The sequence below is a fragment of the Lysinibacillus sp. JNUCC 51 genome (assembly GCF_015999525.1).
GTDB lineage: Bacteria > Bacillota > Bacilli > Bacillales_A > Planococcaceae > Lysinibacillus > Lysinibacillus xylanilyticus.
The window spans coordinates 1804909-1819894 of the sequence record NZ_CP065545.1 but is presented as its reverse complement, the minus strand read 5'-3'; the positions used below and the strand labels follow the sequence as shown (position 1 = coordinate 1819894).

The 14986-nt window shown below is 37.8% G+C and carries 13 protein-coding genes and 1 pseudogene; 6 read left to right on the top strand and 8 right to left on the bottom strand.

The genetic code is table 11. The features are described from left to right. Positions 1–13: 13 nt before the first annotated feature. Positions 14–396: pseudogene (locus JNUCC51_RS08915) on the bottom strand (cell wall hydrolase). A 903-nt stretch (positions 397–1299) separates the two neighbouring features. Between JNUCC51_RS08915 and JNUCC51_RS08910 the strand changes: the two are divergent. Then, positions 1300–1482: a hypothetical protein gene (locus JNUCC51_RS08910; RefSeq protein WP_337991684.1), complete on the top strand. Its 183-nt coding sequence runs from the start codon at positions 1300–1302 to the stop codon at positions 1480–1482. 320 nt (positions 1483–1802) lie between these two features. Here the strand turns inward: JNUCC51_RS08910 and hemQ are convergent, their stop codons facing one another. Then, a complete protein-coding gene (gene hemQ, locus JNUCC51_RS08905; RefSeq protein WP_049667959.1) occupies positions 1803–2552 on the bottom strand; it encodes a hydrogen peroxide-dependent heme synthase in 750 nt (249 codons plus the stop codon). 157 nt (positions 2553–2709) lie between these two features. Between hemQ and lipL the strand changes: the two genes are divergently transcribed. Beyond that, positions 2710–3543, top strand: coding sequence for an octanoyl-[GcvH]:protein N-octanoyltransferase (lipL, locus tag JNUCC51_RS08900; protein WP_134020390.1), 834 nt, complete (start codon positions 2710–2712; stop codon positions 3541–3543). A gap of 65 nt (positions 3544–3608) precedes the next feature. On the opposite strand, the gene JNUCC51_RS08895 is transcribed toward lipL, so the two are convergent. After that, entirely contained in the window at positions 3609–4256 is a 648-nt protein-coding gene (locus JNUCC51_RS08895) for an RsfA family transcriptional regulator (protein ID WP_337991683.1), read from the bottom strand. A 493-nt stretch (positions 4257–4749) separates the two neighbouring features. Between JNUCC51_RS08895 and JNUCC51_RS08890 the strand changes: the two genes are divergently transcribed. Next, positions 4750–4974 carry a YuzB family protein gene (locus JNUCC51_RS08890; RefSeq protein WP_049667962.1) on the top strand — a complete coding sequence of 75 codons (225 nt, stop codon included), beginning with the start codon at positions 4750–4752 and terminating at the stop codon, positions 4972–4974. Positions 4975–5036: 62 nt separating this feature from the next. On the opposite strand, the gene JNUCC51_RS08885 is transcribed toward JNUCC51_RS08890, so the two are convergent. From JNUCC51_RS08885 to JNUCC51_RS08875, 3 genes are read right to left on the bottom strand one after another with little or no spacing between them, the layout of a single operon-like run. Further along, complete coding sequence (locus JNUCC51_RS08885; protein WP_337991682.1) at positions 5037–5459, bottom strand: hypothetical protein; 423 nt, start codon at positions 5457–5459, stop codon at positions 5037–5039. An 18-nt stretch (positions 5460–5477) separates the two neighbouring features. Continuing rightward, positions 5478–5726, bottom strand: coding sequence for a hypothetical protein (locus JNUCC51_RS08880; RefSeq protein ID WP_337991681.1), 249 nt, complete (start codon positions 5724–5726; stop codon positions 5478–5480). Next, positions 5723–6016 (bottom strand): hypothetical protein, encoded by a 294-nt coding sequence (locus tag JNUCC51_RS08875; RefSeq protein ID WP_337991680.1) that lies wholly within the window; start codon positions 6014–6016, stop codon positions 5723–5725. The genes JNUCC51_RS08880 and JNUCC51_RS08875 overlap by 4 nt, the downstream gene beginning before the upstream one ends. Before the next feature lie 112 nt (positions 6017–6128). On the opposite strand from JNUCC51_RS08875, the gene JNUCC51_RS08870 reads away from it, so the two are divergent. Next, positions 6129–7502 (top strand): HD domain-containing protein, encoded by a 1374-nt coding sequence (locus tag JNUCC51_RS08870; protein ID WP_443136981.1) that lies wholly within the window; start codon positions 6129–6131, stop codon positions 7500–7502. Positions 7503–7994: 492 nt separating this feature from the next. Further along, positions 7995–13187 carry an LPXTG cell wall anchor domain-containing protein gene (locus JNUCC51_RS08865; RefSeq protein WP_337991678.1) on the top strand — a complete coding sequence of 1731 codons (5193 nt, stop codon included), beginning with the start codon at positions 7995–7997 and terminating at the stop codon, positions 13185–13187. Positions 13188–13238: 51 nt separating this feature from the next. On the opposite strand, the gene JNUCC51_RS08860 is transcribed toward JNUCC51_RS08865, so the two are convergent. Together JNUCC51_RS08860 and thmT are read right to left on the bottom strand one after the other, a co-directional pair. Next, entirely contained in the window at positions 13239–13907 is a 669-nt protein-coding gene (locus JNUCC51_RS08860) for a class A sortase (RefSeq protein WP_337991677.1), read from the bottom strand. Between the two features lie 219 nt (positions 13908–14126). Continuing rightward, a complete protein-coding gene (gene thmT / locus JNUCC51_RS08855; protein ID WP_053484500.1) occupies positions 14127–14312 on the bottom strand; it encodes a 2-hydroxymuconate tautomerase in 186 nt (61 codons plus the stop codon). A 150-nt stretch (positions 14313–14462) separates the two neighbouring features. Here thmT and JNUCC51_RS08850 point away from each other — a divergent pair, with 150 nt between their 5' ends. Next, a complete protein-coding gene (locus JNUCC51_RS08850) occupies positions 14463–14978 on the top strand; it encodes a YwhD family protein (protein WP_337991676.1) in 516 nt (171 codons plus the stop codon). The last annotated feature ends 8 nt before the right edge of the window (positions 14979–14986 follow it).

The window sequence follows — 14986 nt, the reverse complement described above, 5'->3', positions numbered from 1 at the left end:
AACCTTCTTTCTTTTAGATTTGAGGACAATCTTCTTCGGTTGGCGAGAAGAAGCAATGTGCTTTGAATCTTCCCGTGTTCCACTGACTATACCATTGTGCTGGACAATCTCCCTCAGGTCTGAAAAACCATAGCGAACAAGTCGCCGAATGGAATCTTTCGCCTTGAATAGCTCTCTTCTCTAATCGAAGGCTTTGGTCACGTGCTCGTTGATAAAAATAGCTTTTTTGTGTCGCTTCAAAGGCCCCAGAACGCTGAAAAAGCATTTGTTCAATTGTACGAACATCCGTAAAATCTAAACAATCGGCTCGTACACGATTGACGCCAACATTGCTGACCATTAGCAACCTAAAATTCCTTCACCTTCTGCCTCAGAGCGCATAAGCCTTGCAAGCATGGCTGTTTGTGCATCATTTGTCTTTATAACGGCGATTTTCACTCCTCCTCGCAGACAGTATATGCATGATGGTATTGTAGACATGTTCAATTTTAATGAAAGAAATTCACAATTAAAAAATGCTAAGCATATATTAGTAATAACGAGTAGTCTGTAAAAGAGGAACGGCTTTTAAAAAATTTTTTCAACACCAAACATATGCCATGTAAATCGAGTGGGGTTGGGTGACTCCTTGTGAATCAGCAATAGAGGAACGAGGGCTAAAACCATCACGTCCTGTGATAAAGCCTTCGTGACCAACTTCGGTGCCGCTGACGCTTCGCTTTCGCGCAAAAGACATCTGTTGGCCCGAGATCCTAGAGCGCAGCTGCTGCTACGCTCTCAGAGAAAACATTTTTTACCCTTACGCTCCGAGGAAACCTCCTGGCCAGAACGGAAATCAACCCCACGTTATGGTGATCAGCCTAAATTTTATAAAGATGGATAAAGAGAGAATAGAAAATATAATGGGGAACATGAGAAAGAAATTGCATGTGTAGTGAATACATGTGAGGTGAAAAGGTATGGAGATTGGTGTTTGGGTAGGTATTTTGTTAAGTGCGGTGCTGGCATTTTTAGTAGGGAGTGTTTACGGACAGCCACTCCATTGGTACCTATTTATATTAATAATCGTAATAGGATTTTTCATTAATACGATAATATTAATTTTGAAGGTTAAGGATGAAAGGTCTTAAGGTATGAAAAAATAAGAAAGTGTCATCGCAGTGGATGACACTTTCTTATTTTTTTGTTAAATTTTTTTGAATAAGAAGATAAAATCTAATGTTTTGCAAGTATATTAAAAATAAACTGTGACATACTAAAGTGGAAAATTATTTTTTGCTTTCATGAAGGAGTGTTACAATGCAGACTTTTGGTACATTTGTAGCAATTATCATAAGTGCATTCATGGCAATTGGTATAGCAGAATACTATCATCAACCATATAATTGGTATTTAGTTTTCCTTATGATTCTAGCTGGTTTTTTTATTCATACAATTATTTTAATATTGGAATCAGAGAACAGCGAAGAAAATGAATATTAAAAAATGCGAGTCCGCTACAATGGACTCGCATTTTTATCTTCATTATTCAGCAGAAGACTTTCACCTCATGAAGTCAGTGGGATGAAAGCCGATGTGGTTCCTTTTCCAAGCATCTACTGAAATAGAGGAACTCAGGCTAAAAACTTCACATCCTGTAAAACCCCTGAGGACCAACCTCGTGCCGCTGACGCTTCGCTTTCGCGCAAAAAACATCTGCCGCTGACGCTACGTTAGCACTACGCTTTCGCGCAAAAAACATTTGTTGGCCCAAAGCCTCCGGACGCAATTACGCCGAGGCGAAATTGATATTTAAAAGCGTTTTAGACAGTTAAGAATTTCACTAGTTTTTCGTTATCAAGAAGGTTACCAACGAAGAATGCACCGAACTCACCGTAGCGAGCTGAAACTTCATCAAAACGCATTTCATATACTAATTTTTTGAATTGTAATACGTCATCTGCGAATAGTGTTACGCCCCATTCGTGATCGTCGAAGCCAACAGAACCAGTAATGATTTGTTTAACTTTACCAGCATAGCCGCGACCAATCATACCGTGAGAACGCATTAGAGATTTGCGTTCATCCATTGAAAGCATATACCAGTTGTCATTGCCTTGACGACGCTTATCCATTGGATAGAAGCATACATGCTTAGCACGTGGAAGTTCAGGATATAGACGAGCTCGCACGTGTGGGTTTTGGTAAGGATCTTCGTCTGAATCACCTGCTAAATAGTTAGAAAGCTCAACAACAGATACATATGAATATGTAGGAATTGTAAAATCAGCAATCGCCAATTTATTGAATTCAGCTTCAAGCTCTTGTAGCTCTTCCATTGTTTCGCGTAATGTCATAATCATAAAGTCAGCTTTTTGACCAACAATTGCGTAGAATGCATGGGCACCTGTTTTAGCTATATCAGCCTCGTTTAATTTTTCTAAATACGCAATGAATTCTTCTACTGCTGCTTGGCGTTCCTCAGCGGAAACTAGTTTCCATGAAGCCCAGTCGATTGAGCGGAAATCATGTAAAGCGTACCAACCATCTAAAGTAATTGCTGCTTCATTCATTATTAAAAACACTCCTTTATAAGTGAATACCATTCAATTTTCAGTTTATCATAGTTTGTACAAAATCCCTAAGTTCATGATTGTATTTCACGAATTTGACACCTTCCATAGATAATGTATTCTAAAGAGAATAGATGTAAATAGAGGAGCTCCAATCATGAAAAGTATTTTACAACAGCCGATTTGGCGTTTTTACGATCAATCCATTAGCGCGAAGCAAAGATCGCCACTTGAATCCTTCGCGACCGACGATACTTTATGTCAGTTAGTTGGGCAATTAGCCTCTCCACCAACTATTCGTACATGGGTACATGATGCATCTGTTGTGCTTGGTATTCAGGATCACCGTTTACCATATGTGCAGCAAGGCATGGACTTACTCAAAGAACGTGGCTATCATCCTATTGTACGAAATTCAGGCGGATTAGCAGTTGTGCTTGATGAAGGTGTTTTAAATATTTCAATTGTTTTATCTGAGCAAACAGAAGCGCTAAGCATTAATGATGGCTATGATGTAATGGTAGCCCTAGTAAAAGGATTGTTCCCGGAAGTAGCGGATAAAATTGAAGCCTATGAAATTGTAGGATCCTATTGCCCAGGTTCCTATGATTTAAGTATTGAAGGAAAGAAATTTGCTGGGATTTCTCAGAGACGTTTACGTCAAGGGGTAGCAGTGCAAATATATTTATGTATAGAAGGAAGCGGTTCAGATCGAGCTGCACTCATTCGTGACTTTTATAATGAAAGTCTAAGAGGAGAGGAAACAAAATTTACGTATCCTAACATTGTCCCTGATGTGATGGCCTCATTATCCGAACTAATTGATGCATCATTAACAGTGGAAGCCGTTGGGATCCGTTTACAGCAGCTTCTTCACAATATGGCTGAAGAAATTCGAGTTGAATCTTTTCATGATGAAGAATTAACACTATATGCGTTTTATTTACAACGTGTTTTAGAACGTAATAAGAAAATGCTTGAACAAAAGTGAAGTTAAACTTTAATCAGTGAGGATACTACGCGAGATAGATTGTTTCAAAGAAAAAAGCGATGCTGCTAATTAAGCGCATCGCCATTTTCTTGTGTATAAGGGCTACTTGCAACAAGATTTCCGTTTTTCTCCATTTTGAAAACAGGTGCAATTCGTTCTTCCTCTTCATCTAGTGTTACTAGTCGTCTAGCACGGTTCATAATTTGAACAAATTGCTCGTAATCTTTTCGAATAGCTCTATTTTCCTCTTCTAGTTGTGTAATTGTTTTCTCTAGTTTTTTATTTTTCTCAGATGTTACGTGTACTAGTTGTCTCCATTTTGAAGACTCATTACCTATTTCACCAGAGTGTTGTAAACGTAGTAAATAGGCTATAACAATATCAAGATTTAATGCAGATAAAGGAATTGATTTGCCCTCTGCGGCACTACTATTGACTGTAAACATACTAGTAGCACGGCGTCTTGCAGGAGCTCCTAATACTCGCATTCTTTCTTTTCGTTCTTTTTTCGCTTCTGATAATTGTTCCTCGTATTCTTTACGAACAACAGCATTCCAACGAAAACCACATGCAGCAGCAGTACGATTTAAAGCATCACCTGCTTCTTCAAAGGCATTTAATTGTGTACTACCTTCCGTCACATGGCGAATTACCGCCTCTGCTAATAATTGATCGTTTTCTTCTAACCAAGCATCTTGTCTTATTTTACTCATATTTAAATCCTCCCACCTTTATTTGGAACTTTTATTTACAACTAGCATGACCAATCTTTTAACCTTTTATTCATCTATGTGAAAGGAATTATGCTTGAATACAAGGGGAAAAGTGCGATACAATACCCGATGTAGGTTTGTACGTATGCTACATACTTAAATATGTGAAAGTCATACGTTCCATAGAAACGACTTTTTGAATCAATTTTGCCTCGGCATAATTGCGTCCGGAATCGGCATTGTGCTTAGGCCTGCGGGATGCAGGTCAGTTAGCTGTTATCGCATGGATGCGATGATTTTAGGCTAACATCCTTTATTAACTCCATTCTGATTCCGTGACATCCGCCGGAGGCTTTAACTTCTTTCAGTGGATGATTGGATACCCGCTCTGAAAAGAGATTTAAAAACGCATTCATTTCAACACCCATAGAGGTGGGAGACTTTCAGCTAAAAGAAGTTACAAAAATACTATATAGAAAGGGTTGTTGACAAAATGGCAAACGAATTCAAAGTTTGCGATGAATGTCAGGCCGTTAACTTAAAAACGTTAATTCCAAAATTAAAGGAAATCGATCCTGATGCAACCATCGAAATTGGCTGTCATTCCTATTGTGGCCCAGGACGTAAAAAAACATTTACCTTTGTAAATAGCCGTCCTGTTGCTGCATTAACGGAAGAAGAACTAATGGAAAAGGTTTTAGCAAAGTTAAAAAAATAAGTAAAACAAAACGCTATCTTCACTAGTCTAGTTGGAGATAGTTTTTGTTTTTTTTTGCGTTATTAATATTTACTCATAGAAGAATTAGAGTGAAGGATAGAATGGTTGAAGCGATGGATAGAAGAGTCAGAGCGACGGATAGAATCATCGAGGTGACGGAAAGAAGAATCAAAGCGACGGATAGAATCATTGGAGTGACGGAAAGAAGAGTCAGAGCGACGGATAGAATCATCGAGGTGACGGAAAGAAGAGTCGAAGCGATGGATAGAATCATCGGAGTGACGGAAAGAAGAGTCGAAGCGACGGATAGAATCATCGGAGTGACGGAAAGAAGAGTCAGAGTGACGGAAAGAAGAGTCAGAGCGACGGATAGAACCATCGGAGTGACGGAAAGAAGAGTCGAAGCGACGGATAGAATCATCGGAGTGACGGAAAGAAGAGCCAGAGCGACGGAAAGCCATCGAGGTGACGGAAAGAAGAGTCAAAGCAACGGATAGAACCATCTAGGTGACGGAAAAAAGAGTCAGAGCGACGGATAGAACCTGCGGAGTGACGGAAAGAAGAGTCGAAGCGACGGATAGAATCATCAAAGTGACGGAAAAAAGAGCCAGAGCGACGGATATAATCATCAAAGTGACGGAAAGAAGAGTCAGAGGACGGATAGAACCATCGGAGTGACGGAAAGAAGAGTCAGAGCGACGGAAAGCCATCGAGGTGACGGAAAGAAGAGTCAGAGCGACGGATAGAATCATCGGAGTGACGGAAAGAAGAGCCAGAGCGACGGAAAGCCATCGAGGTGACGGAAAGAAGAGTCAAAGCGACGGATATAATCATTGGAGTGACGGAAAGAAGAGTCGAAGCGACGGATAGAATCATCGGAGTGACGGAAAGAAGAGTCGAAGCGACGGATAGAATCATCCGAGTGATGGAAAGAAGAGCCAGAGCGACGGAAAGCCATCGAGGTGACGGAAAGAAGAGTCGAAGCGACGGATAGAATCATCGGAGTGACGGAAAGAAGAGTCGAAGCGACGGATAAAATCATCGAAGTGACAGAAAGCTATCCGTCGCATGGGAATTAGGTCAATAGAATCCTAAATTAAGACGAGAATACAGCGAGTTAGGTTGATAGTCTCTATAATTAAAAGGAAATATGTATGCTAGTCCTATATTTATCGCATATAATAGAACAAATAAGAAACGGGGGTGCTGTACAATTGACACATTATGCAAAAGCTAAATTACAAGAGGAAAAAGTATTCAAGGATCCAGTGCATCGCTATGTGCATGTACGGGATCAAGTGATTTGGGATCTAGTTGGCACGAAAGAGTTTCAGCGATTACGTCGAATTCGCCAGCTCGGTACAACGTTTTTAGTATTCCATGGAGCGGAGCATAGCCGCTTTAGTCACTCGCTCGGCGTTTACGAAATTGTACGCCGCATAGTAGATGACATATTTGCAGGTCGTCCTGAATGGGATGAGGATGAACGACTGCTTGTGCTTTGTGCAGCCCTATTACACGATTTAGGGCATGGGCCATTTTCACACGCTTTTGAAAATGTCTTTGAGCTTGATCATGAATTTTATACAAGACAAATTTTGCTCGGCGATACAGAAGTGAATGCAGTATTAAGAAAAGTATCGCCTGATTTTCCAGAGAAAGTATCACAGGTAATTGAAAAAACATATCCGAATAAGCAAGTCGTCAGTTTAATATCGAGTCAAATAGACGCTGATCGTATGGATTACTTACAGCGTGATGCTTATTTCACTGGCGTAAGCTATGGTCATTTTGATATGGAACGTATTTTAAGAGTGATGCGTCCACGAAAAAATCAGGTTGTTATTAAGACGACGGGCATGCATGCGGTAGAGGATTATATAATGAGCCGCTATCAAATGTACTTACAAATTTATTTCCACCCAGTATCTCGCAGCGCAGAAGTTGTTTTAAATAATATTTTAAAACGCGCTAAACAATTAAGCTTGGCAGGTTACAAATTTAAGCACGAGCCTACACACTTTTTAGCATTTTTCCGCAACTCAATTACGCTTGAGGATTATCTTGCATTAGATGAAAGTATTCTTTTTACCTATTTTCAGCTTTGGATGCAAGAAGAAGATGCTATATTAAGTGACTTAAGCCGCCGTTTTGTTAATCGTAAGCTATTTCAATACATCGATTTAGACCCAGGTGTAGAGCTAGATAAATACCAAAAACTCCAAGAACTCTTCAGGCAAGCTGATTTAAATCCAGAATATTACCTTGTCCATGATACGACGGCAGATTTACCGTATGACTTTTATCGACCTGGAGAGGAAGAAGTGCGTGTTCCTATTTTCTTAGAAATGAAAAATGGAGAACTACGAGAGCTATCGCGTGAATCTATTATTGTTGATTCTATTTCTGGCCGCATGAAGCGTGATCATAAAGTCTATTTCCCACTAGATTTCTTAGAAGACAACAGTACCCATCCCGTTATTAAGAAGCAAATATTAACCTTGCTTCAAGGACAGGGGAAAAATTAAAAAAATTTTTTTTTATGTATAAAAGAGTGTATAAAAAACAAATAAATTAAATAGTATTCTAATATACAATGACAAAAAACAGTGAAAGTACTCTAATTGAGTTATTTTCGCTGTTTTTTGTCGTTGTATAAAGATGAAAAAAGTGGAAAACATATAAAAAGTTTCAGAAACTTATGAATAGAAAGTCCGTGATTGTTTAGGAAATGTTTAGTATTATCTCTTGTGATGAGTCGAAAAACCTACTATGGGTGAGACCTATTATTAAAGGTGTAATAAAAGAACTATGGATATATTCGAATTGTACATAGCACACATATAAGTCCTTATGAATACCTATTCGTGATTACTTATTTGAATATATTCATTTAGACGACAAATGAATAGAAGGAAAGAGGGACCAACTTGTGTTTGTGGCATACCTATACAAAAAGGGTGCAAAGTCGTCAGCAAACATCAACAGGTGTCTCCCTGAACTTAGAAAAGGAGAGAAATATGAAAAAATTAAAAAGATTAAACATAGCAATAATCCTAATGCTACTCGTATTCCAAACAGTACTATCACCGATTTCAGTGTTTGCAGTAGAGCAAGAACAACCTGTAGCACCTGCAGTTGAATCTGGAGAAGATGATGGTATTAGTACCACAGGTGAAGTCGAACAGCCTGAAACACCAAAAGAGCTTGGAAATGGTGAAGGGACTAGTATTGGCTCCACGGGTGAAGTCGAACAACCTGAAACACCAAAAGAACCTGGAAATGGTGAAGGGACTAGTACTGGTTCCACAGGTGTAGGAGAACAGCCTGAAACACCAAAAGAACCTGGAAATGATGATGTTAATGGTGAAGGAAAAAATCCAAATGGAGATATGGATAAAGAAACTACACCACCATCGTATAATCCAACTATGCCTGTTGATGTAATTAAAAATGTTGAGTTTACTGTGAATGAAACAAAGGTGAGTTCAAATGAAAGTATTAACGTTACTAATGGACAATCTGCAGAGTTTAAATTTCATTTAGAACTAGCAGCGGGACATAACTATGGTCCGGGCACAACATTAACGTACACTTTACCAGCTATTTTTGAAGATATCACTTTCCCGAATGGAACAGCTTATGGTGAGGTGGGTACTATTTCAAAAAGTGGAAATGACATTGTAATAACATTCAACGAAACTTTACGAGATGATGTAGGAACGGGTGTAGCCCTTGAGCAAGGTGCGTACTTTGAGGTACAAGCAAACTTTGCAAGCGGTAATACGGAGTGGGAAGAAACAATTAGTTTACCTGGCACTGAAAACATCAAGTTGAATTTCCAACCTAAAACGAATAGCGGTAAACCTGTTACTAAAGCAGGTGTAGCAGATAATAATGGGAAAAACAGTAAGTATATTGATTGGACAGTTGAAGTTAATACAGATTTAGGCGTTAATAAAGAGTCTGGTACTACAAATTTTGTTGATACACTAGAAGAAGCACATACATTTAAACAAGATTCTGTAAAAATTACAAAGTTAAATGTATCACCTAGTGGCACAATAACAGTCTCTAATGACCCTGTCGCTGTGACTCCAATCTTTGATGAAAACAGTATGACAATTGCATTACCAAATGAAAAGTATACAGCTTACCGTATTGAGTACCAAACAGAAGTTGGTGACCCAGGTAACGTTAAAAGTGCTTATTTTGAAAATAAGGCTACTTATAATGGGGAATCCGCTCCTGCAACAGTAAAAGTAGACTTTGGTGATCCATTAGCAAAAACGCATACAGGTCCTACTGCTAATGATTTAGCAACATACTGGACAATTAATTACAACTTCAATAATCGCAATATTTCACAGGATAAAGCAGTACTAACGGACATCTGGACTAATACTCAAGAATTAGTTGGAGAGGTAGCAGTATTTGAGGCAGATGGGACTCCTGCCACTATTTCTTACGAAGTTAAGAAGGAAGATGAACATAGCTTTAAATTAATATTTAATGCTCCTGTAACGAAACCATATGTTATCAAATATGCAACAAAGCCAAAAGATAAAGTGTATCCAACAGATAGTTTTGCGGTGAAAAATGAAGTATCACGCCCAGATATGTCAAAACCGGTAGAAGATACTTCTTATTATTTTAAAGAATATTTATTACTATACAAATCTGCAAATGGTATTGACTATCAAAACAAAACGATGTCATGGAAGATTGTGGCGAACCAAGCAGGCTATGATTTAGCCGCTGGTACGAAGTTTGTTGATACTTTTACAGATAAAAATCTATCTTTAATAGAAAATACTTTAGAAGTAAAAGTAGGTAAAACTAAATTAAAAGATGAAGATTACGAGTTAAGTAATAACAATAAAACTGGATTTACAATTACTTTAAACAAACCAATAAATGAACCTATCGAAATTACGTATGATACAGAATACGATATTCGACATGTTGGAACAAATACAATTGAATATCATAATACAGTAACAATGACAAATGATAACTTATCAAATTCGTCATCTGCTTCAGCTTCAGCTGAACAAGAGGTTCGAACTGAACAAAAAGCAAATGGTAAAAAAGAAGGTTATTATAATTACGAAACAAAAACTTTCTACTGGGATGTTGAATTTAACTTTAACTACAATTCTTTAAAAAATGCAGTGTTTGAGGATAAATTACCGGATACACAAGAAATTAAAAATATTGTAGTGCAAAAAGGTGAACTAGATGCAAATGGTGTTTTTAAAGGAACTGAAACAATAACTATTCCAAACACTTCAGGGAAAGCGAATGAAATTAAGCTTGTATTAGGGAATATTGATAGTCCTTATAAAGTGACATATGAATCAGAAAATACTGATGGCATTTTCCCACATGGTAAACCAGTAAGTATTACAAATACAGCTAAATTAACAAGCGATGATGGTGATAATGCATCGTTGTCAAAAACAGTTAATGTAAGCCATACAGACAAAATTTTAAACAAAAACGGTATTCAAGCAGAAAAAGGTTCTGCAGTAGCTAACTGGAATTTTAAATTTAACTACGCACAATCCAAATTAGACAATGTAGTCATTACTGATACAGTTGGTAAAGATACTGATGGTAACCCAGAACAAATGATTTTAGAAGATACATTTAAAGTATATAAGGTTGCATTGTCTGGAAAAACTCCAATTAATCCAACTGAAAATAAGACACTTTTAGATCCAAGTTCGTATACATTGAATGTAGATATGAAAAATGGTACGTTCACTCTTAATTTAGGTAATGTAACTGAAGCATACTATGTAGAATACGATACAGTATTTACAGGCGAATCAGGCTCAAATGCTGAAAATGAAGTAGAAGTAAGCTATCAAGGCAGCAGTCAAACAAGTGGGAAAGATAGTTGGTCAATTGCTGATTTTAAATATGGTAACCAAGCATCAACAGTTAAAGTACCATTTGTTATTGTAAAAACGAATGCTGCAACAGGCGAAGTAATGAAAGATGTTGAATTTACTTTATACAGCCAATACACAGGTGATAAACCATTAGTTAGTGCTAAAACAAAGGATAACGGTGTATTAGACTTCGGATTAAAATTAGCTGAGGGTGAATATACATTAAAAGAAACAAAAGTGGCTGGTTTTGAAAATCCGGATGTAAACTTTACATTAGATCGAGATGAAAAAGCAACGTCAGGTCCATTTGCTGGTAAACAAATTGTTGAAATCGCCAACAAACCAGAAAGTCCGTTGAAATGTTCGCTGTTTGAATTAACAATATACGATATTGACGGTGAATTAGTGAATGGAACAGTAACATTAGTAAGTAAAGTGACGGGTTTATCAGAAAATCATACTGTTGAAAATGGTAAAGTTACTTTTACTCCAGACCAAGTTAAAGCAGGTCAGTACGATGTTATTTATAATGGTGAGACGTTAAAAACGATTACTGTAGAGTACAGTGAAAACTGTAAGGAGAATATTCAACCAGCACCTAAGTGCGAAAACTTCACAATCGTGGTTGAAGATACAGAAGGAAATATCCGTACAAATATTAAAGAGTTAACGTTAAAATCAGGTACTACAGAAGTAGTAAAGGCATCAACTGATGCATCAGGTAAGTTTATTTTTGAATCAAACAAAATTAATCCTAATAATGGCGTGAAGCCAGGTGAATATACTGTATACGAAGGTAACCAATTCTTGGGGACAGTAACTTTAACGTATACAGAAGACTGCGGGCATGAATTTATTGTTAAACAGGCACCAAAATGCGAAGAATTTAAATTAACTGTAAAAGACGTTGATGGTAATAATATTACTGATGGTACTTCAACAATCGTTGTTAAAGATGCTAACGGTAAAGAAATTATTAACACAACAACTACGACAGGCGTTATTAAATTAACTGATTTAGAACCAAATACTTACACAGTTGAAGTAAATGGTGAAAAAATTGGTACCTTCCAAACCAATATCGAATGTGAAAAAACTGTTCAACCAGCACCAAAATGTGAACTATTCACACTAACAGTGAAGGATGAAAATGGCAATCCACGCCCTAATGTTAGCAATATCATAATCAAAGATATGGCAGGAGCAATTATTGCTACAAACAAAACGACAAATGAATTAGGTCATATTACTATAGACCCTAAAGAAATCCCTTCAGGTGACTATAGTGTGTATCAAGGTGATCTATTCATTGGTAAAATAACTGTTAAATATTCAGAACGTTGTAATGCAGAAGTATCAGCAGCACCTGCTTGTCCTTCATTTACATTAACAGTTCTAACTCAGTTTGGAACTCCTAATGCGAATGCAAAGATAACAATAAAAGATGCTAAAGGTAATAGCGTTAAAGGTGCAGACGATAATGAAGTTCTCGCAACTAGTATTGCAGGAACGGTTGTATTACCAAATGGAGCTATTAAACAAGGTACGTACAATGTATATGAGGGAAGTAGTTTAATTGGCTCATTTACTGTAAAAGATACATGCTCTGCAACCGTGCAACCTTCAACAGGTGGCGGTGGCGGGACACCTGACCCAGAAAAGCCAAAACCAGAACCGGAAAAACCGGTTGATCCAGAAAAGCCAAAACCAGAACCGGAAAAACCGGTTAATCCAGAAAAGCCAAAACCAGAACCGGAAAAACCGGTTGATCCAGAAAAGCCAAAGCCAGAACCGGAAAAACCTGTTGATCCGAACAAACCAAAACCAGAGCCGGAAAAACCGGTTAAGCCGAAGCCAGAGAAGCCGGTTGATCCAAACAAACCAAATCCAGATCCAGAAAAACCGGTTAATCCAAATAAACCAAACCCAGGTAACCCAACAACAGATTCGAAAAATCCAACAAACCCTGGAAAACCTGAAACAAATAAACCATCTGTAGAAGAAGTCATTGATCAAGGAAAAGAATTAAAGCCATACAATCCTTCTACAGCAGATAAAGACACATTAGATGCACATAAGGATCTCCTCGATAAATATAACAAGTTATCTAAAGAGGAACAGGCAGAAGTAGACAAATATCTTGATATTGACAAAATCAAAGCAGATGCTAAAGAAATGGAAGCGCAGTTAAACGCGCAAGGCAAACTGCCACAAACAAATGGAGCAAACCAAACAGCTCTTACACTAATTGGTGTAGCTCTTGTTCTAAGTGCATTATACTTATTGCGTCGTCGCAATACAGAAGTGAAATAATTTTCAATAAGAAAGCCCCAAGATCACAAAAATCTTGGGGCTTTTCTTATGCTAAAAAGTTTCTGATAGTTTTGCGGGTGCTTGATCGAATGGATATTGCTCAACAAATTCTGCTTGAACGGCAAGTCGTTTCGTACCCTCCTCAGCGCATGTCACGAGGGTTAAAACAGTTTTATCAGGGATGTCATCAATAACGTAAACATCCGTTGCAGCGATGATTTCCTTGGTCGTTATTTTGTACTCATAAATCTTCGTTAAATCCGTTAAATATATCGTATCTCCAATGCTCGCCTTGTATAAGGGGCCAAATAAAATATCTTTTTCCTCAAAGTAATGGCCAGCTAATGCGTAGTTTCCTTGTCCAAGTCTTTGATTAGGCTTCATTGTGCCTGCTCCAACTGCAAGAGAGGCATTACCGACTCCTTTGACGATAGGAAGTTTCATACCAACACTAGGGACTGCAATACTACCAATGACAGGCATTTTATTTGCGGTTGTTTGAGCTTTTAAAACTTCCGCAATGGATAGTGATTGCACTGCTTCAAATTCAAAATCAGCATCCGCATTATTGTTTTTTTCAATATCTTCTGCACTGTATTCAGTGGTATTTAATTGTTTACTCAAATGAGCGATGACTACATTTTGAATGGGATTAATAAAAATAAGTATGAGGCCGACGATGAGTATACAAATGAGTAGTGATAGTTTAAATTTATTCATTTCATAGATCACATCCTAGTATTGAAATTACGAGTTGCTGGAAGAAGGCCATGTTTCTCCGCTAGACGAGGAAATTGCCGGTAGAAGGCTATATTCAGCCGCTAAAACTGAAAAAGCTGATAACAAGGCAATTACAGCATTCTAAACGTTGCAAAGCATTAGTAAGGCCACCATACGTTAAAAATGGGTAGAGCTTTATATGCTCTACCCGTTCTAATCTTATTTATCGCTGAAGCGCACGCCTGCAACACCGTAATGGTTTTTAGACATTTCTTCGATGAAGACTGTTACATTTTCGGGTGGCGCATTAACTGTACGAGAAACGGCTTCTGTTACTTCTTTTACTAGTGCACGTTTTTGTTCTTCTGTACGACCTTCAAGCATTTTCACTGTTACGTATGGCATAATATTGCCTCCTTTATTGAATAATGTTGTATAGTTAGTTTAAGAAAGTATATACTTCTTTTTGCGCAATGCCAGTGTCGTGTTCATTGCGGCGCTAATGCGCTTAACTATGCTTTACTTTTATAATAGCAGAACGGAGGTAGTTAAAGTATGGCAAATGAAGAAAAAGCAAAACAAAAAATGGGCTTTACTATTATTAAAAATGACCCAACAGATGGACATAAGGGATTTGGTATCGGTTCGCTTTCACTTGAAAACGTATCGCCAGTCATTATCGATATAGAAGAGGGAACGGCATCAGTTGAAATTGGTGCTATGCATGCTCGCAGTGATGTGGAACGAGGTATTAAATTTACGACAGATCGTGCTGATTCAGAAGGTGGAAAACCGTATTGGTTGGTATGGGTGACAATAGACCATAAAGCGGATGGACCTTACTATGCAGGTGTAACTGCGTGTGAAATGGTAGTCAATCGAGAAAAACGCCGTGGTTATAAAATTTTAGCTGATCATGTGAATAAAATGGATAAATCTATGAAGCGTCACATTATTGTAGAGCATATGGATGCACCATCTAAAAAGGTGTTAGCTTCTTTCTTAGAAGAGCTTAATCCGGACTTGTGGGCACGTAGTGAGGAACAGTTGCGTCAAGATTTATTTGTTTAATAGACCTA